This is a genomic window from Actinocrinis puniceicyclus (assembly GCF_018283645.1).
GTDB classification, from domain to species: domain Bacteria; phylum Actinomycetota; class Actinomycetes; order Streptomycetales; family Catenulisporaceae; genus Actinocrinis; species Actinocrinis puniceicyclus.
Window position 1 is genome coordinate 1 of sequence record NZ_JAGSXH010000028.1, and the last position, 23,768, is coordinate 23,768.

Sequence of the window (23,768 nt, forward strand, 5' to 3'; positions counted from 1 at the left end):
GACCCGCACTGATCCCCGCCCCGGCGCCCTCTCCTTCCAGGCGGCCGCCGCACTCGGCCGCCCGGAAGCCACCTCCCGCTCCGACCGCACGGCTCGTTCCCGCGTCCCGCTGTGACCGTACGGCTCGTTCCCTTGTACGACGACGTAGAAGGTGTGGAAAACCGATGTCCGCTCAGCTTCCCCGAATCAGCCGCCGTACCCTGCTCGGCACCCTCGCCGCCGGCGCCACCGCCCCGGTGGTCGCCGCCTGCGGCGCCCCGAGCGGTTCCACCTCCGACAACTCCGCCTCCTCCAGCGGCAGCGCGGCGCCGTCCCTGGCCTCGACGCCCGGCAAACCGGTCACGCTCAACATCCTGGACGTGGCCGGGAACCTGGCGCTGACCAAACCGGCGATCGAGGCGTTCAAGGCCGCGCATCCCGAGATAGTCGCCGGGGTCACCTACTCCATCGGCACGGCGCCGCAACTGGCCTCGAAGATCCAGGCCCAGCAGCAGGGCGGCAACGTGCAGACACACCTGGTGCTCACCGGCACCGACGGCCTGGCCGCCGGCATCAAGCTCGGCCTGTGGCAGAACCTGAAGACCTACTACGCCCCGTTCTTCCCGAACCTGATGGGCAACTACCGGACCGGCGCCGTCGGCATGGCCGAACTGGCCCAGGACCAGGGCATCGAACTGGTGTGGTATCCCTCGGGGCCGCTGATCGAGTACAACCCGGCGAAGGTGGCCACGCCCCCCGACTCCGCGGACGCGCTGCTGGAGTGGGCCAAGGCGCACCCCGGCAAGTACCAGTACGCCAACCCGCGCAACTCAGGGCCCGGACGCACCTGGCTGATGGGGCTGCCGTACCTGCTCGGCGACTCGGAGCCGGGCGACCCGACCAACGGGTGGTCGAAGACCTGGGCGTACCTGACCGAGCTGAACAAGTACGTCTCCAGCTACCCGAGCGGCACCACCACCACGATGAAGAACCTCGCCGCCGGCACCGTGGACATGATCGCCACCACCACCGGCTGGTACATCAACCCCCGTGCGCTGGGCACCGTGCCGGCCTCGGTCAAGGTGGCCAAGTTCCAGAGCTTCAGCTGGGTCACCGACGCGCAGTACGGCGTCATCCCCAAGGGCGTGTCCGACGACGAGCTGATCGCGAACCTGCGGCTGCTGCAGTGGGTGCTGACCCCCGAGCAGCAGGCGGTCACCTTCGACAAGGGCTACTTCTATCCGGGGCCCGCGGTCAAGGACGTGCCGCTGAGCGCCGCCCCGGCCGCCTCACGGCAGGTCGTCAAGCAGTACGGCGTCCCGGAGTTCGACACCTGGATGAATCAGTACCCGATGAAGAACTCGCTGCCCGCCGACGCGCAGGTCACCGCGTTCGACCTGTGGGACAAGAACATCGGCTCGACCAAGTAGGCGATGGCGCGTGACCCGTGATCGAGCGGACCGCGGAGCGTCCACGGTACGCAGTTTGCCTGATAGAGACCGACCTGCCGAGGCGGACCTGGTGAGCACCATGACCGACACGATCGAGACCCCGCAGCCCTCCGGCGGTACCCGGGCCGAGGCCCGGGACCGCGCCGGGCACTTCAGTGAGCTGCGACTGAACGGGATAAGCCGTGCCCACGGCGCGCACGTCGCGCTGCACCCGCTCGAGCTGACCATCACCGGCGGCGAGTTCATCGCCCTGCTCGGGCCGTCCGGCTGCGGCAAGACCACGGCGCTGAGCTGCATCGCCGGGCTGCTGCCGCTCACGGCCGGCTCGATCGAGCTGGACGGCAGGCGGATCGACACGCTGCCGCCGGAGAAGCGCGGCTTCGGGATGGTCTTCCAGAACTACGCGTTGTTCCCGCACCTGACCGTGCGCGCGAACGTGGCCTTCGGCCTGAAGATGCGCAAGCGCCCGAAGTCCGAGATCAAGGCGCGGGTCGAGGAGGTGCTGCGGCTGGTGCGGCTGACCGGGCACGCGCACAAGCACCCCGGTCAGCTCTCCGGCGGCCAGCAGCAGCGCGTCGCGATCGCCCGCGCGATCGTGCTGGAACCGCCGCTGGTGCTGATGGACGAGCCGCTGTCGAACCTGGACGCCGCGCTGCGCCTGGACATGCGCGCCGAGATCCGCCGCATCCACCAGGAGTTCGGCCTCACCACGCTGTACGTCACGCACGACCAGGAGGAGGCGCTGTCCCTGGCCGACCGGCTGGTGGTGCTCGACTCCGGGCACGTGGCGCAGATCGGCACGCCGGCCGAGCTGTATGAGTCCCCTGCCAGCGCCTACGTGGCCGCGTTCATGGGATATCGCAACATCCTGAGCCTGGAGGTGGAGTCCGCGGACGCCGAAGCGGTCACCGCGGCCGGCCGCGGACTGCGCCTGCCCGGCAGGGTGAGCGCAGGCGCGCGGCTGAAGCCGGGCGACCGGGTGCAGGTGGCGATCCGGCCCGAGGACGTGCGGGTCGCCGCCGAGGACACCGGCGGCACTGGCGGCTCTGGCGGCTCTGGCGGCTCGGGTGGTTCGGGTGGCTCCGGCGCGAGCGGCGAACCGGGTCTCTTCGACGCGGTCGCCGAGGTCGTCGAGTACCACGGCCGCGGTTTCCACATCGACGCGCTCACCCCGGCCGGCGACCGGATTCACCTGCGCACGGACCGGCGGGTCGCGCCGGGTGATCCGCTGCGGCTGACCGCGCCCGCGCAGCGCGTCCTGGTCTTCCCCGGCGCCGCACCGCCGGCCGGCGCCGCGGTGTCCCGGTCCGGGGCCGCCGCATGAGTACCCTGACCGGCACGCCGGCTCCCGCGGCCGCGCCCGCACCGGACCGCACCGCGCTGCGCCACCGCCTGGCCGAGCGCGGCGTGGATCGCACGCTGCTGCTCCTGCTGCCCGGGCTCGTCGCGGTCATCGCGCTGTTCCTGTACCCGTTCATCTACGGGCTCGGACTCTCCTTCCAACCGCAGGGCGCCAACGCCGGACACGGCGTCTTCGCCTCCTACCGCGCGTTCTTCTCCGACAGGTTCGCCCGCGGCTCGATCGGCACCACCTTCGACCTGGCGCTGCCGGCCGCGCTGCTCAACGTGGGCTTCGCGGTTCCGATCTCGTACCGGATGCGCGCCCAGTTCCGCGGCAAGCGGCTGCTGCTGACCATCCTGGTGGTGCCGATCACCCTCGGCACGGTGCTGACCGCCGAAGGCATCCTGGAGTACTTCGGCCCGGTCGGCTGGTTCAACTCCACGCTCGAGTGGCTGCACCTGACCGACGGCCCGGTTACCCTGGTCGACAACTACTGGGGCGTGCTGCTCTCGCTGATCATCAGCGGGTTCCCGTTCGCGTTCCTGCTGACGCACTCCTACCTCTCCGGCATCCACCCCTCGCTGGAGAAGGCCGCCGCGACGCTCGGCGCCGGCTGGTGGCAGCGCTTCCGGCACGTGACCTTCCCGCTGCTGCTGCCCGGGCTGCTGACCACCTTCTGCCTGACCTTCGTGCTGGCCTTCACCGTCTTCCCCTCGGCCATGATGGTCGGCGACCCGGACGGCAGGACGCACGTGATCTCCATCGAGGCGTACGAGCAGGCGCTGCAGAAGTTCAACTATTCGCAGGGCTGCGCGATCGCGATGGTGATGACGGCCCTGATGTTCGCGGTGATCGGCGTCGCGATGGCGCTGCGCTCGCGCCTCTACACCGGATCCACGGGAGGTAAGGGATGAGCGCCGCGATCGTCGACCCGGGCCCGGTTCCCGCGCCGGGCACCGGACCCCGGGACACGGCGGTGCGCCGCCGAGCCGTCGCGCTGCGGCCGGGCGCGTGGCTGGTGTGGGCCGTGGTGGGCTTCTTCCTGATCAACCTGTTCGGTGTGATCGCCACGGTGGTGCTCGACTCCTTCGGCCGCACCTGGTTCGCCGGCTGGCTGCCCAAGGGATACACCGGCTCGAACTACTCGGACGCGTGGCACGAGTTCTCCCTCGGCCAGGTCATGACCGTCACCTTCGAGCTGTCCTTCCTGGTCGTCGGGATCTCGCTGGTGCTGGGCGTCCCGGCGGCGTACGCGCTGGCGCGGCGCGACTTCCCGGGCAAGAAGGCGGTGATGCTGCTGTTCGTGCTGCCGATCCTGGTGCCGCCGATCGCGTACGGCATCCCGCTGGCCACGGTGCTCTACAAGTTCCACCTGGCCGGTTCGCTGACCGGAGTGGTGCTGGCGAACCTGGTGCCCTCCGTGCCGTTCGTCGTGTACACCATGACGCCGTTCATCGAGCAGGTCGACCCGCGGCTTGAGGCGGCCGCCCGGATGTGCGGCGCCCCGACCCGCGCGGTGCTCGCCCGGATCATCGCGCCGCTGCTGCTGCCCGGCATGCTCGCGGCCGGGATCCTGGTGCTGGTGCGCACCTTCGGCATGTTCGAACTCACCTTCCTCACCGCCGGGCCGACCAGCCAGACCCTTGTGGTGAGCCTGTTCTCGGCGGTCTTCTCCGCGGGCATCCGCAGCGCGCAGTCCGTCGACGCGATGGCCGTGGTGTATACGGGCTCGATGCTGGTGCTGCTCGTTGTGGCGCTGCGTTTCGTCAACCCCACGCAGTTGGTCGCCCGCACCCGCGATTAGCCGTTGCGCGCCGAACGGCCCGCGGACAACCGAACACCGTGCCCTGAAACACCCAGTTCCACCTACCCTCATCCGCCCCGACACCGCGGAGGAACTGACTCATGTCCACTCCCTTCGACCGGCGTGCCTTCCTGCGCGCCACCGCCGCCGTCTCGGCCCTGGCCGCGGTGCCGCTGACCGGCGCGGCCGCCCGCGCCGCGACCGGGCCGTCCTGCCCGCCGACCCCCGCCCCGGACCCCGACCGGGACCTCGACCGGGCGGCCGACGCGATCGTGCGCAGTATTCGCAGACCCCGAATTCCCCGCCGCGACTTCCCGGTGACCCGTTTCGGTGCGGTCGCTGACGCGGCGGCGGACAACACCGCGGCCATGGCGGCCGCGATCGACGCGGCGGCCGCGGCGGGCGGCGGCCGGGTCGTCATCCCGGCCGGCCCCACCGGCGCCGCCTCCTACGCGACCGGCCCGATCCATCTCAGGTCCCGGATCGAACTGCACGTCGAGGCCGGCGCCACGCTGCTGTTCTCCACGGACCCGAACGCGTACCTGCCGGTGGTGTACAGCCGCTGGCAAGGCATCGAGTGCTACAACTACTCGCCGCTGATCTACGCCTACGGATGCCACGACATCGCGGTCACCGGCGGCGGCGTGCTCGACGGCCAGGCGTCCACCGCCGACTGGTGGTCCTGGAAGAAACTCGAGGACCCGGACTTCAACCAACTGGTCGCGCAGGCCGACGCCGGGGTTCCGGTCGCCCAGCGCATCTACGGCGCCGGATACCACCTGCCGCCGGCCTTCGTCGAGCCCTACAACTGTCAGCGGGTGCTGATCCAGGGCGTCACCCTGCGCAATTCGCCGTTCTGGCACCTGCACCCGAGCCTGTGCAGCGAGGTGACCATCGAGGGCGTCACGGTCAACTCCACCGGCCCGAACACCGACGGCTGCGACCCCGAGTGCTGCGACGGCGTGCTGATCGACGCGGTGACCTTCGACGTCGGCGACGACTGCATCGCGATCAAGGCCGGGCGCAACACCGACGGACGCCGGGTGGGCGTGCCCAGCCGCAACATCGTCATCCAGAACTGCTCCTTCGCCGCCGGGCACGGCGGGGTGACCATCGGCAGCGAGATGACCGGCGGTGTGAAGAACGTCTACGCCCGCGACCTGACCATGAACAGCCCGATCCTGCAGTCCGGGCACCGGCTCAAGACCAACTCGGTGCGCGGCGGCTACATCGAGAACAGCAACGTCTACCGGGTCACCGCCGGGCAGATCGGCGGCCCGGCGCTGCTGATCGACTACAACTACGGCGAGGGGAACACGGGCACGTACCCGCCGACCGTCACCGGCATCACACTCAAGCACTGGAGTGTGAACACCGCCAAGGCGGGCTGGACGGTCGCCGGCTACGCCACCGACCACATCGGCTCGCTGCTGCTGGACGACATCACCATCGCCACAATGACGGGCGCGAGCTCCTCCCAGTACGTCGACGACTTCGCACTGGTCGACGTGACGATCAACGGGCAACAGGTGACGACCCCGTGAACCGGTCGCTGACGATCGCGGCGGCCTCGTACACGATCCGCGACTACTTGGGCGACCGGCGCCCGCTCACGCTCTGGTGAGCATCGCCGTACCCAGCACGGTCATCGTCACCGCGATGACCCCGTCCAGCAGGGACCAGGCGCGCGGCCTGGCGAAGAACCGGGCCAGCCGCCGCGCGCCGAACCCCAGCACGCCGAACCACAGCGCGCTGCCGGTGGCCGCCCCGGCCGCGAAGAACCAGCGTCCTGATCCGTAGCTGTTGCCGGCCGAGCCGAGCAGCAGCACCGTGTCCAGGTACACGTGCGGGTTCAACCAGGTCAGCGCGAGACACGCGAGCACCGCGCCGCCGAGGGAGCCTGCGCCGGCTCCCTCGGACCGCGGGTTCAGCGCATCCGGCCGCCGCAGCGCGCGCAGCGCCGCGCGCAGGCCGTAGCAGATCAGGAAGACGCCGCCGACCCCCGCCACGGCGGCGACCGCGTGCGGCCACCGCCGCACCAGCGCGCCGAGCCCGCCGATGCCCGCCGCGATGAGGACCGCGTCCGAGGCGGTGCAGATCGCCACGATGACGCCGACGTGCTCGCGACGCAGCCCCTGCCGCAGCACATAGGCGTTCTGAGCGCCGATCGCCACGATCAACGACATGCCGGTCCCGAGTCCGGCCAGCCAGGCAGTCACGCTTCCAGTCACGCAGCCGATGCTAAGAACCGCCGCGGCCAACAGGCCAGCTAAAGTTTCTTACCTATCATGAGCGATTGTGATGGAAGACCTTCCGCTGGACCAGGTTCGCACGTTGCTCGCGGCCGTGGACGAGGGCACCTTCGAGGCGGCAGCCAGGGCGCTGCACGTCACGCCGTCCGCGGTCAGCCAGCGGATCAAGGCGCTCGAACAACGCACCGGGCGCGTGCTGCTGGTGCGCTCGAAACCGGTGCGGCCGACCGAGTCCGGCCTCGCCGTGGTCCGTTTCGCCCGGCAGCTCGCCGCCCTGGAGCGCGGCGCCGCCGCCGAGCTCGGGCTCCGCGGTGCGAACGGGCCGGCCATCCTGGCCATCGCGGTCAACGCCGACTCCCTGGCCACCTGGTTTCTCGAGGCGCTCGCCGAGGCGCTCGCCGGGAACCCGGCGATCTGCTTCGAGCTGCATCGCGAGGATCAGGACCACACCGACCAACTCCTGCGTCAGGGCCTGGTGATGGCCGCGGTCTCGTCATCGCCGCATCCGGTTCAGGGATGCACGGTGCGTAAGCTCGGCCGGATGCGTTACCGCGCCATGGCGACGCGGGAGTTCGCGGAACGCTGGCTGACCGGCGCGCCGCTGACGCAGGCCCTCGCCGACGCGCCGGTCGTGGTCTTCAACCGCAAGGACGAGTTGCAGGACCGCTTTCTGCGCAGCTTGGGGCCGCGCCTCACCTCCGGGCCGCGCCACCACGTGCCGGCCTCCGATGCCTTCTTCGGGGCGGTCGCCGCCGGTTTCGGCTGGGGCATGCTCCCGGACCTCCAGGTCGCCCAGCGCGGCGCCGGCGACCCAGTGCCTGTTTCGAGTTCGGATCATGATCAGCGAATCGGCTCAGCGACGAGCACGGGCGTGCGCCCGGAGCATCCTCGTACCGGGTCGTACTCGGATGGTTCGGGCGTGCGGCCAGGCGACGTCGATCAGCCGATTCGCCATGATCCGAACTCGAAACAGGCACTGGTCGAGATCGCCCCCGACCATCCGGTGGACGTGCCGCTGTACTGGCAGCAGTGGAAGCTGGGCTCCCCGGCGCTGGCCGCGGTCGGCGAAGCCGTGATCGAGACCGCCGCGCGGGTGCTGGCCCGGTGACGGCGGCCCGCGATCATTTCGACAGCGCCGCGTAGACGACCACGTTGTCGATGTAGTGGCCGTTGGCGAATGCGCCGCCGCAGGTGATCAGGCGCAGTTCGGGGTCCGGCCGCGCGCCGTACACGTCCTGGGTCGGGAACTGGTCCTTCGGGTAACGCTGCACCAGCATGACCTGGAACTGCACGCTGTGCCCCGAACTGAGCCCGACCGTGATCCGGTCGCCGGCGGTGAGCGACTTGAGGTTGAAGAACACCGCCGGACCGTTGAAGGAGTCTACGTGTCCTGCGATCACCGAGGGTCCGGGGCTGCCGGGGACCGGGCTGCCGCTGTACCAGCCGGCCTGGGTCAGGTTCGTCGGCGGCTCCAGCGCGCCGGAGGCGTCGAGCGCGAGCTGCTGCAGCGTGGTGTGCAGGTTGATCGCGGGAATGTCGAGGGACACCGGCTGCGCGTCAGTGGCGGGCGACGTGCTCGGGCCCTGGCCGCCGCCGCCCGGCGGCGAGGCGACCGGGACGATGACCGGCGTCTGCGCCCTGCCGCCCGGGGATGACGCGCCCTGCGCGATCGCCGCCGTGACGCCGACGATCGCGGTCACGCCCAGCGCGGCGGCCAGGACGCGGGGCAGCGAGGGCCGCCCGTCCTTGACGAACCAGTGGCGCGGGCGTGCGTGCTTGGGATGCCATCTCATCGCGGGCCGCTCACCTGATCCGTGCCCGCCGGTGCCGCCTGACCTGAACGGTCGCCAGGAGGCTGATCAGCGAGAACACCCACGCGAGTTCCACGGCCGGTGCCGAGTAGCCGTGTTCCTGCGCCATGCCCGCGCCCGCCGCGCCCGCCCTCGTGCCGCCGAATCCGGTGTTCACGCCGCCCTGCGGTATCGCGCTCATCCCGCTCGCGTCCGCGACCGTGACGACCTGCGGCACGCCGCCGGCGCCGTCGAGCACGAGCACGGTGTACGTGCTGTTGGGCGCGAAGGTCACGGAGACGGTCTGCGTCGACCCGCCGGGGGGTGTGACCAGCAGCGCGGCCGCACCAGAGCCAACGCTCTGATATGCGGCGATGGTCGGGAACCGCAGCCCCGGGGCGATCGCGCCGTCGCCGACCGCGATCGAGACGGTCGGGTCGTGTTGTGACGCCTCGATCGCGCGCACCGCGCTCCTCCCGGCGGGCGCGGTGAGCTGGTCGGTGAGCACCTGGAGCTTGACCACCGACGGCGGCCCGATCGCGGCGACGGTATACGCCTGTCCGGCTGTCACCGTGACCTGCGCCGTCGTCACCGGGTCCGCGCTCGCGGCGTTCCCGGCCGAGCGCATCGCGACGATGTAGTCGCCCGGCTTCACCGTCTGGTACGGCGAGACGGTCCCGTACGCCAAATGCGGCAGGACGCTCTGGCCGCTCTGCGCCCCGGGGCTGTTGGCGGGGGAGAGATAGAGGTCCACCGGCGGCATGCCGGGGGCCAGGTGCGCGAGCCTGATCCAGCCCAGCGTGGAGGTGGCGTCGGCGCTCGCGGCGGCCGGCCTGGCGGCGACCGCGGCGCAGGCGATCAGCACGGCGGCGGCGACCGCCGGGACTCTACGTATTCGGATGCGCACCGCTTGGCTCCTCGCGTGGCCGTCGGCGACCTTGCCCCCCGCCTCGCCGCGAATCCGCGGGCGCCCGACGTCTGATCGGTGCTCGGGTTCGTCGCGAGCCACGCACAGATTGTCAGTCAGCGCGACTCAAGGGAAGAGTGTGGTCAACTCTCGCCGTCCTAAGTCACCAAGACCATCCGCTTCGAACGCGGCCGCGCAGGCCGGCTCCTCGGCCGCGGCCCTCGCTTCACGCTGGTGCGCTGCGCCACGGCCGCAGTCGAAGGGGAGGGAGAGCCAGACGTCCCGGCGCCGTAACACGTATCCCGCGACGCCGAGCAGCACCGCCGGATACGCCACCAGCACCACGAACGACCACGGCCGGGTCAGGTCAGCGGGGTGCGCCTGCTGGGAGAGCAACCGCCCGATGCAGTTCGTCGGCAGGAACCTCCCGATCCGGTCGCTCCACGGCTGCGGGAACGCGGAAACCACCCCGGGCAGAATGAACCCGAGCCCGAACAGCGCCGCGATCGCCCCGGCCGTGTGCCGCAGCAGCGCCCCCAGCGCCAGGCCGATCAGGGCGACCACCGCCAGATGGAAGCCCGCCGACAGTACCGCGCGCAGTGCGCCCGGCGACCGGATCGACAGCCCGGCGCCGACCCCGTGCATGATCGCCTGCACCGGGAAGAACGCGGCGAAGGCCAGCACCTCGCCGCACAGCAGCGCGGCCGCGCCGAGCTCAATGCGCCCCCGACGACGACGCAGGAGCCTCCCGTCGACGAGGCTCGGCACGCCCTCCCGCTCGTCGTGGACGGCGCGGCGGGCGCCGTACTCGCCCTGTTGCTGGTCAGGTCGGCGCTGATGCCGGAGAGCCTGCGTGCCCTGACGCTGCCGACGGCGGCCGGTGTCGCCGCATCCGTAGTGGAGGGCCTCGCGACCGCGCTGCGCCGCCTCGCCCCGCTGTCCATGCTGGTGCTCGCGTTCGCCGCCTGCCTCGTCTCCTACCTCGGCGGCTTCCAGCGCGATCCCTTCATCGCGGTCGCTGCGCATAGCCCGCGAGCTGCACGACGTGGTGGCGCACAGCATGAGTGTGATCACCGTGCAGGCCGGGGTCGGGCGGCACGTGCTCGACCGGCAGCCGGAGCAGGCGCGCTCGGCGCTGGCCGTGATCGAGACCACCGGCAGGGAAGCCCTGCAGGAGCTGGGCCGGCTGCTCGGGGTGCTGCGCGAGGACGGCTGCGGCCCGGCGCGCGCTCCGGCACCACGCATCGCAGACCTTGACGATGTCATTCGCGCCGCGTACGAGAGCGGGCTGCTTGATCGACAGCGCTGACCGCCGCCCGCGTGCCCTCCCGCGTCCGCCGGCCCGCCCGCGTACCTGCCCCGCCCCGCCATAGCCCGGCGACCTGCGGCATTCGCCCGCTCGCCGAAAGGTCCCGGCGTGGGGACTGGCGCGGTGCCTGTTTGTGAGCGACGGTGATAGCTACCCAGGCCGGACTCCAAAGGCGGAGGAAAACCATGAGGGTCAGAGACGTATTGGCACACAAGGGTGGCGATGTGGTCACCATCGGGCCGGATGCCAGTTGCCGCGAACTGCTCGCGCTGCTGGCGCAGCACAACATCGGCGCGGTCGTGGTCTCCGCCGACGGGATCACCGTCGCCGGGATCGTCTCCGAGCGCGATGTCGTGCGCCGCCTGCACGATCTCGGCGCCGAGGTGCTCAACGCCCCGGTGGGGCGGATCGCCACGCTGCACGTGCGCACCTGCGACCCGGAAGATCCACTGGACGATCTGCGCGAGACGATGACGTTACACCGCATCCGGCACATCCCCGTGGTGTCGCAGGAGCGGCTGGTCGGGATCGTCAGCATCGGAGACGTGGTCAAGAGCACCATCAGCCAGCTCGAAGACGAACGCCAGCACCTGATCGACTACCTGCAGGGCTGAACGCATGCCGGACACCTCGCGTACTTGACCGATTTCCTTCTGTGATCGGCATCTCGTGCATTAGCGCGGAAGAACGCCACCCGGCCGCCGCGCACTCGCTAAGCTCTGTAACAGGGTTCTGCGAACCCCGCTGGCCGGTTCTTCGTGGGTGGAGCCGGGAGGTGAGGGAGGGGCGACGGGCACTGGCGGCCCGCCGTCCCTCCCGCTCGCAGGACGGCGGGCCGCGTGCGCGGACTCATGCGGACTCATGCGACGCACTTGCGGCGGATTGCGGGTCGCGGCAGTCGGCGCGGCGCCCGAAGGACCACGCCGGCCGCCGTCTCGCCCCTGGTCAGGCGGCGCTGCCGGCCGCTACGGCAGCGTCCACTTCTGGGCGTTGGTCCCGTTGCACGTCCAGATCTGCAACTGGGTTGCGGTCGTCGTGGTGGAGTTCGGATCGTCCAGGCACATGCCCGAGTTCGGGTTGTACAGGGAGCCGTCGGAGCGGGCCTGCCACTGCTGGGCGGCCGTGCCGTTGCACTGCCAGTACTGCACCTTCGTGCCGGCCGCGGTGCCCGCGTTGCTCACGTCCATGCAGCCGCCGAGGACCCGGAGCGTGCCGTCCGGTTCGACGGTCCAGTTCTGCGCGCCGGTGCCGTTGCAGGTCCAGAGCTGGACGTGGCTGCCGTTCGCGGCGGCGCTGTTGGAGTCGTCCACGCAGAGGCCGGAGGAGACCGCTGAGACGATGGGCCCGGTCGGCGCGGTCGCGCCGGCGGCTGCGAACGCGATGCTGAACACGTGCAAAGCGCCCTGGTTCGCGCTGGCGGGCAGTGTGACGCTCACGGCCGTCTTGCCCGACGCCAGCGCGACCGGAGCCGTGGCGAAGACATACGCCTTCACCTGGTCCGCCGTTCCGCTCTGGCTGTTGCGGTACGAGGTGGTCAGCGCGACCGTGTTGCCCGGCTCGGCCGACGCGCTGCCGCCGTTGAGCGTCCAGTCGGAGAAGCCCAACGGTACGGACTGGGTGCTGCCGTCGGTGTACGTGACCAGGGCCGTGCCGTTGGACGGGCCGTTGGTCGCCGCACCGAGGAACGCGATCGATCCCGAGCCGGAGACCGGGATTTGCTGGCCGACCGCCTCGTAATTGTCGGGCTTGGCGCGGTACAGCGCGGCCGGCGCCACGTTCGGCCAGGTGAAGACCGATCCCGCCGCGGTGATCGTCGAGCCCGGATTCGCCCCGGCGGCGGAAAGGGCGTTGGCCGAGTACGAATACCCGACGCCGTCGAAGTCCGCTGCGGTCGTCGCCGAGTCGCTGGAAACGCCGACATCCGTGTACTGCGGGCCGTTTCCGCCGTAGGACGGTGGCGCGGCGCTCGCGCCCGACGCCCAGCCGGTGTTGGCGGTGGTGCCGAGCGTGAAGGAGAGTGTGCCGCCCGACGTGATCGCGGACGCCGGCATGTAAGCGTTATTCCACGCCGCGCCGTTCCACGTCGCCGACTGGACGTACGGCGCGTCGTCCGCCGCGCCCTCGCCGTTGATCGTCAGGGTGTTGCCGGTCGGCAGCGTGATGACGATCTGGGTGAACAGCGGCGAGCCGAGCGCCAGGTCGGCGGTCCCGGGAGTCTCCGGGTACATGCCGATCGCGGACCAGACGTACCAGGCGCTCATGGTGCCGAGGTCGTCGTTTCCGGCCAGGCCGCCGGGCGCGTCGGTCCAGATCTGGTCCTGCACCTGCCGCACCGTCTTCTGGGTGTTGTACGGCTGCCCGGTGTAGTCGTACTCCCACGGGATGTTCAGGCTCGGCTCGTTGGTCAGGTCGGTGTACCCGTTGCCGCCGGTCAGCGAGGAGAGATCGGTGTTCAGGAACTTGTTCAGCGCCGCGTTCCCGCCCTCGGCCGCGGCCAGCCCGGCGACGTTGAACGGCACCATCGGCGTGTACTGCCACGAGTCGCCCTCGACGAAGTTCGAGTCGCTGGTCGCGTTGAACGAGCCGGTGAACGTGCCGCTCCTGTCCCGCGGCCGGATGAAGCCGCTGGCGGTGTCGAACAGGTTGCGCCAGTCCTGCGCCCGATCGGCCAGCGCGCTCTGGTCGGCGCTGTCGCCGAGCGCGCCCGCGAAGGCCGAGATCGCGAAGTCGGCGCTGTCGTACTCCAGCGTGGTCGAGGCCGGGCCGTAGAAGTTGCAGCAGCCGTACGAGCCGTCAGAGGGCAGATATCCGAGGTTTGCCAGGTAGTTCAGGCCGGGCCGTACGTTGCCGGTGCTGTCCGCCTCGGCGACCATGTCGCGCAGCGCGGTTGCGGTGTCGAAGTTGCGCGCGCCGAAGGCGTAGTAGCCGGCGATGACGGAGTCGGCCGGGTCGCCGACCATGACGTAGGTCTCCCCGTTGTCGAGCATCCACTTCGGCAGCATGCCGCCGGCGGCGTAGTCGTCCACCATCGACTGCGCGATGTCGGAGGCCGCCGATGGATCGACGAAGGCTGACAGTTGCGCCTGCGCCCGGTAGATGTCCCAGCCGGAGAAGTTCGAGTACTCGGCCGCGTGCCCCGAGCCGACGGTGTGTACGTTCCCGTCAACGCCCGGGTACTGACCGTTGGAGTCGCTGATGACGTTCGGGTGCAGCAGCGCGTGGTAGAGCGCGGTGTAGAAGACGGTCTGCTGGGCGGAGGTGCCGCCCGCGACCGCGATCCGGCCGAGCAGTGCGTCCCAGGCGCTGTGCGCGGCGGACTGGGTCGCGGCGAAGTCCCAGGTGGGGTTCTCGGCGTTGATGTTCGCCCGGGCGTCGGCGGCCGAGACGTAGGATATGCCGACCTTCGCCTGCACCACCTGGTTGCCTGTGGTGTCGAAGGTGACATATCCGTTGTTGGCGCTGGCCTGCGGCGTGGCAGCGCTCGATTTCGCAGGGTCCGATTTGCCAGCGTTCGATATCGCGGCATGCGACTTCACGGAGTTCGACCTGGCCGCGCCGGAGCCCGTGGCGACGGTCCCGTGCAGTGTCGGATGGTCGGGCCGTTCGGCGGTGTTCGGCGACGCGGTCTTACCGGAGAGTGTCGCCGCGGCCAGGTTGGGCGTGGCCGCAGCGGTGCCGTTGGCGGCGAATGAGCGGTCGAAGACCATGTCGAAGTAGAGCGTGTAGGTGGCGCTCGCCCCGCAGAAGTGCCCGGTGGTGACCTGGCCGGAGACCTCGTTCCCGCTGGCCACCGTGAACTGGGTGCTGCTGTCCCCGTTCTGGCTGCCGGTCAGCTTGAAGATCAGGTTCGCCTGGGTGGTGGCCGGGAAGGTGAACCGGGCCATGCCGGTGCGGGTGGTCGCGGTCAGCTCGGTCTTGACGCTGTTGCCGGTGGTCACGGCGTAGTAGCCGGGGTTCGCCGACTCGTCGGCGTGCGAGAAGCCGTCGGTGGCGGAGGTGTTGACGGAGCCGACGGTCGGCAGCACCGGAATGTCCCCGGCGGCTCCGCATCCGGGTCCTGATACGTGGGTGAGGCTGAACCCGGTGATCGAGGAGTCGCTGTACAGGTAGCCGCCGCCGTCGGGACGAGACGGGGTGTCCGGCGACCACTGCACCATGCCGAACGGCGCGTCGGCGCCGGGGAAGTCGTTGGCGTTGTTCGCGGTGCCGATGAACGTGTTGACGAGAGCGGCGGGATCGCTGACGAGAGTGGCGGTGCGGGGCGCGGCGGCGGCGCTCGCGGGCAGTGCTCCGGTCAGCGCCGTCGCGGCGGTGACGGCGGTGACGGCGGTGACGGCGGTGACGGCGAAGTATGTCAGGCATCTGTGAAGCTTGCTGCGGGCTGGTGGGACTGTGGGTTGGGCCGTGGGTGGGCGCATGTTGAGTCCTTCTGCTCTGACAACGTTGTCATATGAGCGATGAAAGCAGCACACTGCGAATGTTTCGCCTTGTCAAGGGCGCGGCGCGACCGAATCGCGCACGCGCGGGGGCGGCGGACTCTCCGCGCAGGCCGCTGTGACCTTTCCGGTCCTGTGAGCCCACTCAGTACAGCGGCGCCCGCAAGCCCCTGATGATCCAGACAGCAGAGCTCGCGGGCGCCGCATGCCCGCCGCACCGGACACTTCCGCGTCCCGAACGCTGTCCCCCAGCGAGCGCGTCCGGGACGCTCAGACCACGATGAGCGACGTACTTACCGCCCTTCCAGGTCCGGCCGCGTGCTGCGCGTCGCCGCGCTGCGGTACTCGGTATACGTGTACGGATTGTCCAGCACCTTGGACTCCGGGATGTCAGGGTTCATGCCCTTGAACCAGGCCTCGTCGCCGAGGCTCGCCCGCAGGTACTCGGTCGTCGCCTCGACCTCGCGGCGCACCGCGGCCAGGTCGACGCCGACCAGCCTGCGCTCGTGCTTCACCACCCGCCCGTTCACCAGCACCGAGTGCACGTCCCCGCGCTGCGCCTGGAACGCCACGTGCCCGTACGGGTTCAGCAGCGGGAACGAGACCGGTGAAGCGTCGTTCTTGATCAGCACCACGTCGGCCTTCTTCCCGGCCTCCAGGCTGCCGAGGTCGCCGTCGCGACCGAGGGTCCGCGCACCGCCGAGCGTCGCCCACTCCACCACGTGCTCGGCGCGCAGAGCGCAGTGCGTGACCGTCTCGCCCCTGAGATGCGCCTCGAAGTGCTCGCGCGCGCGGTCCGCACCGAGCGTGGTGCGCATCGCCGAGAACAGGTCGCCGCTCCACCACACGCTGGTGTCCATCGACAGCGACACCGGGATGCCGTGCGCCCGGATCGCCCAGGTGGGCGGGTAGCCCTGTCCGGCGCTCTGCTCGCTCTCCGTCGACACCGAGATCGCCCCGCCGGTCGCCGCAATCCGGTGATACGAATCAGCGGACAGTGACGCGGCGTGCACATACGTGGTCTGCGGAGTCATGTATCCGCCCTCGTACATGAGCCGGATGCTGTCGTCGCTCGTCGCGCCCCACACCCCGGCGTGCGTCGTCACCCCGACGCCCAGGTCGCGCGCCACCTCGAACGCGGGCGCCTCCGGGAACGCCGGATCGCCGGTGACGTCGAAAGCCAGCTGGAAACCGAGCATGTCGTCGCCGGTGATCCGCCGCCGCACGAAGTCGCGGAACTCCGGCGCGGCGGTCCACTGCTCCGGCGGCTGCTGGATGTTGCCGTAGGCGAGCACGTACCGGCCCGGCACCGACCGCAGAGCGTCCAGCGCGGCCTCCGCGTGCGCCACCGTCTGCAGGCCGTGCGACCAGTCCAGGACCGTGGTGACCCCGGCGTCGAGCGCCTCGATCGCGGCCAGCAGATTGCCCGCGTGAATGTCCTGCGGCCGGAAAAGCTTGCCGGACTCCAGGTAGTACCACACGAAATACTGCGTGAGAGTCCAGTCGGCGCCGTAGCCGCGCATCGCGGTCTGCCACATGTGCCGGTGCGTGTCGATCATCCCCGGCATGACGATGCCGCCGGTAGCGTCGATCACGAGCGCGTCGTGCGGCGCGTCCAACCGCGGTCCGACCGCCTCGATCCGATCGCCGACCGTCAGCACGTCGGTGTCCGCGAGCACCTGCCGCCGGGCATCCATCGCGAGCACCGTGCCGCCGCGCAGCAGCACCGGACGCCTCGGTGTCAGATCCACAGCCGTCGCGTCGCCCACGGTGTCTCCGTACACGGTGCCTCCTTCGGACTGGTGTCCGTTCAGCGGTCAACGAGGTTGCCGCTACTTTCGGTCCCGTCACCGCGCCTGTCAACACCCCGGCGCGCCCGGCCAGGTCCGCTGACCGTCCGCACAGCGGCGCTGGTCGCACGCCCAACGCTGTGGTCTACTCATGGCGTGCCCGAATCCTGTCCGACAGCCGGACAGAAGCCACCGCTACGGAGGAGACGCCATGCCACGCGACGGCGCCGGCCCCGATTTCATCGAGGCGCTGGCCCGCGGCCTCGAGGTGATCACCGCCTTCGAGCCCGGTCGGCCGGTGCTGACCCTCAGCGAGGTCGCGGCGGCCAGCGGCCTGGCCCGGCCGACCGCGCGCCGCGTCCTGCTCACCCTTCAGGAACTCGGCTACGTGCGCACCCGCGGATCAGGGTTCGCACTCACGCCGCGGGTGCTCGACCTGGGCACCGCCTACGTGCGCTCGATGGACCTGTGGGACGTGGCGCGCCCGCACATGGAGACGCTGTCCGCACGCACCGGTGAATCCTCCTCGATCGCCCAGCTCGACGGCTCGGACATCGTGTACGTGGCGCGCGTCGCGGTGCCGAAGATCGTCTCGCTCGCGGTGCAGATCGGCACCCGTTTCCCGGCGTTGCCGACCTCGCTGGGCAAGGTGCTGCTCGCGGCGCTCGGACCGCGGGAGGCGCAGGCCGTCCTGGCCGAGCCCAGCCGCTCTGGACTCACCCCGCTGTGGCGGCCCGACCCCGCCGAGCGGGAGGCCGAACTGCGGCAGGTCCGCGCGCGCGGCTGGGCGCTTACGGACGAACAGCTCACCCGCGGCATCCGCTCGGTGGCCGCGCCGCTGCGCAACGGCTCCGGCGAGGTGATCGCGGCGCTGAACGTCAACACCAACGCCGCCGAGACGCCCCTGGACGTGCTGACCGACCACCACCTGCCGCTGCTGCTGCACGCGGCCGGCGAGATCAGCGCCGACTTCGCCAGACTGGAAACCGTGCCGCACGTCACCCGAACCTTGACGTAGTGTCTCGCGCCGGAAGTCCGTCGCATGAAAATCGGTCATCCGCGCCCGCCTGGCAAGGCGCCGGAACGCTCTCATATCGGGCGTCTGCGGGTGTTTCGGCAACGCAGTCAGGCGGGATGCGGGGGCCGATTCTCACGGCGGATTTCCAGCGCGAGACACCAGCACCCGGCCGTGCAAGAATCGGCCTGACAGACGCGGTCCGGACGAATGTCCGTTCAGCGGACAGCGGCGCGGAGGTGTACTGGTGACGGCCGAGCAGACTCACGCGGCGGGCCCCCTGTCCGGCTTGCTCGTCGCCGACTTCTCCCGCGTCCTGGCCGGCCCCTACGCCACGATGCTGCTGGCCGACCTCGGTGCGGACGTGGTGAAGGTCGAAGGGCCGCACGGCGACGACACCCGCTCGTGGACGCCTCCGGTGCGCGACGCGGTGTCCACGTACTACCTCGGCATCAACCGGGGCAAGCGCTCGCTCGCCCTCGACCTTCGCGACGAGACCGACGCCGCGCTCGCCCGCGAGCTGGCCCGGCGCGCGCACGTGCTGATCGAGAACTTCAAACCCGGCGGCCTGACCAAATACGGGCTCGACTACGACGCCGTCAGCCTGCGCAACCCCGCCCTCGTCTACGCCTCGATCAGCGGATTCGGTACCGGGCCCGGCCGCGACGTACCCGGCTACGACCTGATGGTCCAGGCGGTCTCCGGACTGATGAGCCTCACCGGCGATCCCGACGGGCCGCCGTACCGGGCCGGAATCTCCGTCTTCGACGTGATGGCCGGCAACCACGCGGTCATCGGCATCCTCGCCGCGCTGCGGCACCGCGACGCCACCGGGCGCGGCCAGTTGGTCGAGGTCAACCTGCTCTCCTCCGCGCTCTCCGGCCTGGTCAACCACAGCTCGGCGTACGTCGCCGGGGGAGTCGTGCCGGTGCGCATGGGCAACGCGCACCCGAGCGTCTTCCCCTACGAGCCGCTGCCCACCGCCGACGACGATCTGATCGTCGCGGCCGCGAACGACGGCCAGTACCGCAGGCTGTGCGAGGTGCTGGGCGTGCCGCGACTGGCCGACGACCCGCGTTTCGCCCGCAACGCCGACCGCACCGCGCGCCGCGAGGAACTGCGGCCCCTGCTGGTCGAACAGCTGGCCAGGCGCGGCGCCGCCGAATGGTTCGACCTGCTCGTCCAGGCGGGAGTGCCCAGCGGCCCGATCAACACCATCAAGGGCGGTTTCGCGATGGCCGAACGCTTCGGGCTGGAGCCCGTCGTCGAGGTCGGCGCCGGCGAGCGCGCGGTGCCGACCACCCGCAACCCGCTGCGCTTCTCCGAAACCCCGCCGGTCTACCGGCTGCCTCCCCCCGAGCTCGACGAGCACGGCGCCGAGCTGCGCGCCTGGCTCGCCGCCCCGGCCGGTGACATCGATGTCTGATAACGCTCCCGGGCCGGGCGGGCCCTACCCCACCGCGCTGGGCGCATCCAGCCGGCACTCCATCACGCTGCTCGGGCAGGACCTGGCCCGCGACGTGATGGGCGAGGTCGGCTTCGGCGAACTGGCGTTCTGGCTGGCCGCCCAGCGCCGGCCGACCCGCGGCGAGACGCGCGTCTTCGAGGCCGTGCTCGCCGCGCTGGCCGATCACGGGTTCACTCCGACCGCGATCGTCACGAGGCTGACATACCTGTCCGCTCCGGACAGCGTGCAGGGCGCCCTGGCCGCCGGCCTGCTCGGCGGCGGTTCGCGCTTCCTCGGCGTGACCGAGGACTGCGGTCTCTTCCTGCACCGGGTCATCACCGCGCACGACGGGCCGCTGCCCGCCGACGACGCCGGCTGGGACGAGCTCGCCCGCGTCACCCTGCACCGGGCCCGCGCCGAAGGCCGGCGCGTCCCCGGTCTCGGACACCACGTGCACAAGGACGGCGATCCGCGCACCCCGCGCCTCTTCGAGATCGCCGCCGAGGAAGGGCAGTACGGCCCGCACCTGGCCCTGTTCGCCGCCATCGGCCGGGTCCATCCCGCCATCCTCGGCAGGACCCTGCCGCTCAACGGCGCCGGAGTGTGCGGGGCCGCGCTGGCCGATCTCGCTCTCCCGCTTCAGCTGCTGCGAGGCTTCGCGCTGCTGGCCCGCACCGCCGGGCTCATCGGGCAGCTCGCCGAGGAACTGCACCGGCCGGTCGCCGACCGCATCTTCCTGTCCGTGGACCTCAACAACCAACCGGTCCCGCCGCAGCCCCACCCCTCAGACGGAGTCCCGCATGGCTGAACTCGTCGCGGTCATCGCGTCCACACACCACCCGTTCTACTACCGGGCCAGCACCGCCACCGGCGCGGACCGGCCGCCGTTCGCCGACGAGTGGGTGCGAAAGGTCGAGGCGTTCCGCGAGACGCTGACCAAGGCCCGCCCGGACGTGCTGGTGATGGTCGGTTCGGACCATTTCCATCAGCTGTGGCTGGACAACATGCCACAGTTCCTGATCGGCAAGGCCCCCTACTACGACGCGAACTTCTACAACGAGGAACGCGAGTTCGGCCTGCCGCGCATGCTGCTGCGCGGCCAGGAGGACCTGTCCGCCTACCTGCTGCGCGAGGGCCTGGACGCCGGCTTCGATCTGGCCTTCTCCAACGAGCTGCGCATCGACCACTCGATCACCTGCCCGATCATCACGCTGCGCCCCGAGGCCGACCTGCCGATCGTCCCGGTCTACACCAACATCTTCGCCCCGCCGCTGCCGCGCCCCGGCCGTTTCGTCCAGCTCGGACGCACCATCCGCCGGCTGATCGAGTCCTGGCCCGGCGACCAGCGCGTCGCGGTCATCGGCACCGGGCACCTGTCCCTCGAACTCGGCGGGCCGCGCCAGTTCGGCCCGACCGGGCCGGACCCGGAGTTCGACCGCAGGGCGGTGCAGTGGATCGCGTCCGGTGACATCGAGGGCTGCCTCGCCGAGGTCACCCTCGACAGCCTGCACCTGCCGGGCAACGCCACCCACGGCTTCATGGACTTCATGCTGATGATGGGCGTGGCCGGCGAGGGCGCGAAGGCCGATTACGTGGACACCTACGACCTGTTCCACACCATGGAGGCGTACTTCACCTGGTATCCGAACGGAGCGCGGCCGTGAGCAAGTACCTGCTGGACAAGTTCCTCTTCACCGTCGACCGCGACGCCGAATGGGTCGAACGGTACCGCGAGGACCCGCGCGCGGCCGTCGAGCGCTGGGAGGACGAGTACGCCAACCGGATCCTCGGCTGCCACTGCGACGAGTCCTCCACCTGGCTGCGTTTCGACCAGGCCGAGCGCGAAGCCCTCGCGACCCACGACTACCCGAAGCTGTTCGAACTCGGGGCGCACCCGTTCCTGACCCTGACGCTGTTCATCGCCATGTTCGAACGCGACTACGCGGATGAACCGCTCGGCTTCCAGTCGGAGTACGCCCGCCGACTCGCGCACGTGACGCCGCCCTATCCCGACATCGCCACGTAACCGTCCACACCGGCAACAATGGCCGGGTGCGACAACTCTCACCCGCCGAGGTGATCAAACGACGCGGCGTGCGACGGATGAAGGCCGTGGCCACCGGATTCCTGCTCGCCGCCGTCGGCCTGTACGTGCTGGCCCGCTGGCAGGAAGGACACGGCGCCGGATGGGCGCAGTACCTCGGCGCCGCGGCGCAGGCGGCGATGGTGGGCGCGCTGGCGGACTGGTTCGCGGTGACCGCGCTGTTCCGCCGTCCGCTCGGGCTGCCGATCCCGCACACCGCGATCATCCCGCACCGCAAGGAGGCGCTCGGGCGCAGCCTCGGCGACTTCGTGGGCGAGAACTTCCTGTCCGAACAGGTGATCCGGGTCCGGTTGCGCGCGGTGCGCCTGTCCGATCGGCTCGGCGGCTGGCTGGCGCAGGAGAAGCACGCCGACCGGGTCACCCACGAGGCCGCCGGGGTGCTGCGCGGCGTTCTCGCGGTGCTGCGCGACGACGACCTGCAGGCGGTGCTCAGCCGCACGCTCAACCGATGGCTGAGCGAGCAGCCGGTCGGCCAGGTCGCGGGGCGGGTCCTGGCCCGCTTCGTCGCCGACGACGGTCACCGGCCGCTGGTCGACCTGCTCGCGCGCCGCGCCGTCACCTGGCTCGAGGAGCATCCCGACGCGATCGAGCGGACGGTGACCGGCGAGGCGCCCATGTGGACGCCCCGGTTCGTGGACGAGCGCGTCGCCCGGCGCATCCACAAGGAGCTGGTGCGGTTCGCGGCGGCGGTGCGCGACGAGCCGGATCACAAGGCGCGCGCCGCGATCGACGACTTCCTCGCCGACTTCGCGGTGCAGCTGGCCACGGATCCGGCCACGCTCGCGCAGGCCGAACGTTTCAAGCAGAATCTGATCAACCACCACGAGGTGCAGCGGCTGGTCGGTTCGAGCTGGCAGGCGCTGCGGTCCCTGATCGTCTCGGCGGCCGAGGACGCCGACAGCGAACTGCGTGTCCGCGCCCGCGCCGCGATCGCCGGGTTCGGCCGCCGGCTGGCCGAGGACGACCGGCTGCGCAACAAGATGGACGCGTGGGTCGAGGATGCCGCCGTGTACCTGGTCACCACGTATCGCGCCGAGATCACGGCGCTGATCACCGAGACGGTCGGCGCGTGGGACGCCCAGGAGACCTCGCGGAAGGTGGAGATCCAGGTCGGCCGGGATCTGCAGTTCATCCGGATCAACGGCACCGTGGTCGGCGCGCTCGCCGGACTGCTCATCTACGTCTTGACCCGGTTCGGTTAGGCGGTGCTGCTTCTCGGACACCGCCCGCTTGTGGCCTACTTGGCCAGTCCCGAGATGAGGTTGATCGTGGCCGCGATGATGACGGCGGCGAGCGGATAGGAGAGCAGCGCCTGCCGCAGCACCGCGCGCCGGATCTCGCTTTCCGTGACGTTGGTGTCGGAGACCTGGAACGTCATGCCGACGGTGAAGGCGAGATAGGCGAAGTCGCTGTACCGCGCATTCGCCTCCTGATTGAAGGCGATCCCGCCGACCGGGTCGGTGTAGTACAGCCGCGCGTACTTCAGCATGAAGACGGTGTGCACGAGCGCCCAGGAGACGAAGACGGACAGGAACGCCAGGCCGGCGTGGTAGTACTCGGCGTTCCCCTTCGCGTGCGCGGCGCCGAACAGCACCGCGCCCACCGCGAGCAGGCTGGCCACGGCCGCGCCGAGCACCATCAGGTCGGCCAGGTTGCGCCCGGGGTCCTCGCGCCGGGCGTGCCGCCGGGTCGCCGCGGCATCGAGCCCCCACACGCTGAGCCAGATCCAGGCGCAGAAGGTGAGCGCTGCGACGTCCCAGCCGATCAGCAGGGCGATCCGGCCCGTGCCCAGTGCCGCCGCGCCTACTCCTGCGGCCGCCCCCGCGCCCGCCGAGGCGAGTACCTGAGTGCGTGCCCGCATACCTGTTTCTTCGTCACCCTGCTCCTGCATGGAGACAGCGTTGCATTGTTCGCGCGTTAACGCGTTGCGCCACCCCGTCCGTCCGGCCGCACCGGACGGACGGACGGCCCCGACGCGAAGGCGGTGGGACAGCAGTGGTGCGGGAGAGCGCTCTCCCATGGTTGTTCGTGTGCCGCCTTCCGCTGCCCCACCGCTGTCCGGTCATGGCGGGCGCGGCGGCCGGTGAGATCGGCCGCCACGCCCGGGTGTCCGGCCCGTGTATCGAGCCCGTGTGTCGAGCC

At 70.7% G+C, this 23,768-nt stretch carries 21 protein-coding genes; 14 read left to right on the top strand and 7 right to left on the bottom strand.

What is annotated here, in order from left to right:
- The first annotated feature begins 164 nt into the window (after positions 1-164).
- From KGA66_RS10540 to KGA66_RS10560, 5 genes are all read left to right on the top strand, one after another.
- Positions 165-1,409, top strand: a complete 1,245-nt coding sequence (locus KGA66_RS10540) for an extracellular solute-binding protein (protein ID WP_211467241.1) — start codon at positions 165-167, stop codon at positions 1,407-1,409.
- A 100-nt stretch (positions 1,410-1,509) separates the two neighbouring features.
- Positions 1,510-2,754, top strand: a complete 1,245-nt coding sequence (locus KGA66_RS10545) for an ABC transporter ATP-binding protein (protein WP_211467331.1) — start codon at positions 1,510-1,512, stop codon at positions 2,752-2,754.
- Positions 2,751-3,686, top strand: a complete 936-nt coding sequence (locus KGA66_RS10550; RefSeq protein WP_211467243.1) for an ABC transporter permease — start codon at positions 2,751-2,753, stop codon at positions 3,684-3,686. Before KGA66_RS10545 ends, KGA66_RS10550 begins: the two co-directional genes overlap by 4 nt.
- The gene (locus KGA66_RS10555; protein ID WP_211467245.1) at positions 3,683-4,576 is read left to right on the top strand and encodes an ABC transporter permease; all 894 of its coding nucleotides are present in this window, start codon (positions 3,683-3,685) and stop codon (positions 4,574-4,576) included. Before KGA66_RS10550 ends, KGA66_RS10555 begins: the two co-directional genes overlap by 4 nt.
- A 101-nt stretch (positions 4,577-4,677) precedes the next feature.
- Positions 4,678-6,120, top strand: a complete 1,443-nt coding sequence (locus KGA66_RS10560; protein WP_211467247.1) for a glycoside hydrolase family 28 protein — start codon at positions 4,678-4,680, stop codon at positions 6,118-6,120.
- 66 nt (positions 6,121-6,186) lie between these two features.
- Here KGA66_RS10560 and KGA66_RS10565 read toward each other — a convergent pair whose 3' ends face one another.
- A complete protein-coding gene (locus KGA66_RS10565; protein WP_312886847.1) occupies positions 6,187-6,807 on the bottom strand; it encodes a LysE/ArgO family amino acid transporter in 621 nt (206 codons plus the stop codon).
- 70 nt (positions 6,808-6,877) lie between these two features.
- Here KGA66_RS10565 and KGA66_RS10570 point away from each other — a divergent pair, with 70 nt between their 5' ends.
- Entirely contained in the window at positions 6,878-7,936 is a 1,059-nt protein-coding gene (locus KGA66_RS10570; protein WP_246507425.1) for a LysR family transcriptional regulator ArgP, read from the top strand.
- Between the two features lie 13 nt (positions 7,937-7,949).
- On the opposite strand, the gene KGA66_RS10575 is transcribed toward KGA66_RS10570, so the two are convergent.
- The 3 genes from KGA66_RS10575 to KGA66_RS10585 all read right to left on the bottom strand — a co-directional run bounded on the left by KGA66_RS10575 (position 7,950) and on the right by KGA66_RS10585 (position 10,551).
- A complete protein-coding gene (locus KGA66_RS10575; protein WP_211467249.1) occupies positions 7,950-8,621 on the bottom strand; it encodes a class F sortase in 672 nt (223 codons plus the stop codon).
- A 10-nt stretch (positions 8,622-8,631) separates the two neighbouring features.
- Positions 8,632-9,525: a DUF4397 domain-containing protein gene (locus KGA66_RS10580; protein ID WP_211467251.1), complete on the bottom strand. Its 894-nt coding sequence runs from the start codon at positions 9,523-9,525 to the stop codon at positions 8,632-8,634.
- A gap of 126 nt (positions 9,526-9,651) precedes the next feature.
- Positions 9,652-10,551 carry an ABC transporter permease subunit gene (locus tag KGA66_RS10585; protein ID WP_211467252.1) on the bottom strand — a complete coding sequence of 300 codons (900 nt, stop codon included), beginning with the start codon at positions 10,549-10,551 and terminating at the stop codon, positions 9,652-9,654.
- Positions 10,552-10,585: 34 nt separating this feature from the next.
- Here KGA66_RS10585 and KGA66_RS10590 point away from each other — a divergent pair, with 34 nt between their 5' ends.
- Positions 10,586-10,834, top strand: a complete 249-nt coding sequence (locus KGA66_RS10590) for a histidine kinase dimerization/phosphoacceptor domain-containing protein (protein WP_211467254.1) — start codon at positions 10,586-10,588, stop codon at positions 10,832-10,834.
- Positions 10,835-11,019: 185 nt separating this feature from the next.
- Entirely contained in the window at positions 11,020-11,448 is a 429-nt protein-coding gene (locus KGA66_RS10595; protein ID WP_211467256.1) for a CBS domain-containing protein, read from the top strand.
- 351 nt (positions 11,449-11,799) lie between these two features.
- Here KGA66_RS10595 and KGA66_RS10600 read toward each other — a convergent pair whose 3' ends face one another.
- A complete protein-coding gene (locus KGA66_RS10600; protein ID WP_211467258.1) occupies positions 11,800-15,252 on the bottom strand; it encodes a lectin in 3,453 nt (1,150 codons plus the stop codon).
- Between the two features lie 311 nt (positions 15,253-15,563).
- Positions 15,564-16,967, bottom strand: coding sequence for an amidohydrolase family protein (locus KGA66_RS10605; RefSeq protein WP_369015848.1), 1,404 nt, complete (start codon positions 16,965-16,967; stop codon positions 15,564-15,566).
- A 304-nt stretch (positions 16,968-17,271) separates the two neighbouring features.
- On the opposite strand from KGA66_RS10605, the gene KGA66_RS10610 reads away from it, so the two are divergent.
- From KGA66_RS10610 to KGA66_RS10635, 6 genes are all read left to right on the top strand, one after another.
- Entirely contained in the window at positions 17,272-18,078 is an 807-nt protein-coding gene (locus KGA66_RS10610; RefSeq protein WP_211467262.1) for an IclR family transcriptional regulator domain-containing protein, read from the top strand.
- 244 nt (positions 18,079-18,322) lie between these two features.
- The gene (locus KGA66_RS10615) at positions 18,323-19,501 is read left to right on the top strand and encodes a CaiB/BaiF CoA transferase family protein (protein ID WP_312886848.1); all 1,179 of its coding nucleotides are present in this window, start codon (positions 18,323-18,325) and stop codon (positions 19,499-19,501) included.
- Positions 19,494-20,330, top strand: a complete 837-nt coding sequence (locus KGA66_RS10620) for a citryl-CoA lyase (protein ID WP_211467264.1) — start codon at positions 19,494-19,496, stop codon at positions 20,328-20,330. The genes KGA66_RS10615 and KGA66_RS10620 overlap by 8 nt, the downstream gene beginning before the upstream one ends.
- The gene (locus KGA66_RS10625) at positions 20,323-21,186 is read left to right on the top strand and encodes a DODA-type extradiol aromatic ring-opening family dioxygenase (RefSeq protein WP_211467266.1); all 864 of its coding nucleotides are present in this window, start codon (positions 20,323-20,325) and stop codon (positions 21,184-21,186) included. Before KGA66_RS10620 ends, KGA66_RS10625 begins: the two co-directional genes overlap by 8 nt.
- Positions 21,183-21,548, top strand: a complete 366-nt coding sequence (locus tag KGA66_RS10630) for a hypothetical protein (RefSeq protein ID WP_211467268.1) — start codon at positions 21,183-21,185, stop codon at positions 21,546-21,548. The genes KGA66_RS10625 and KGA66_RS10630 overlap by 4 nt, the downstream gene beginning before the upstream one ends.
- 26 nt (positions 21,549-21,574) lie before the next feature.
- Positions 21,575-22,828 carry a DUF445 domain-containing protein gene (locus tag KGA66_RS10635; RefSeq protein WP_312886849.1) on the top strand — a complete coding sequence of 418 codons (1,254 nt, stop codon included), beginning with the start codon at positions 21,575-21,577 and terminating at the stop codon, positions 22,826-22,828.
- Positions 22,829-22,863: 35 nt separating this feature from the next.
- Here KGA66_RS10635 and KGA66_RS10640 read toward each other — a convergent pair whose 3' ends face one another.
- A complete protein-coding gene (locus tag KGA66_RS10640) occupies positions 22,864-23,517 on the bottom strand; it encodes a DUF1345 domain-containing protein (RefSeq protein WP_211467270.1) in 654 nt (217 codons plus the stop codon).
- Positions 23,518-23,768: the final 251 nt, after the last annotated feature.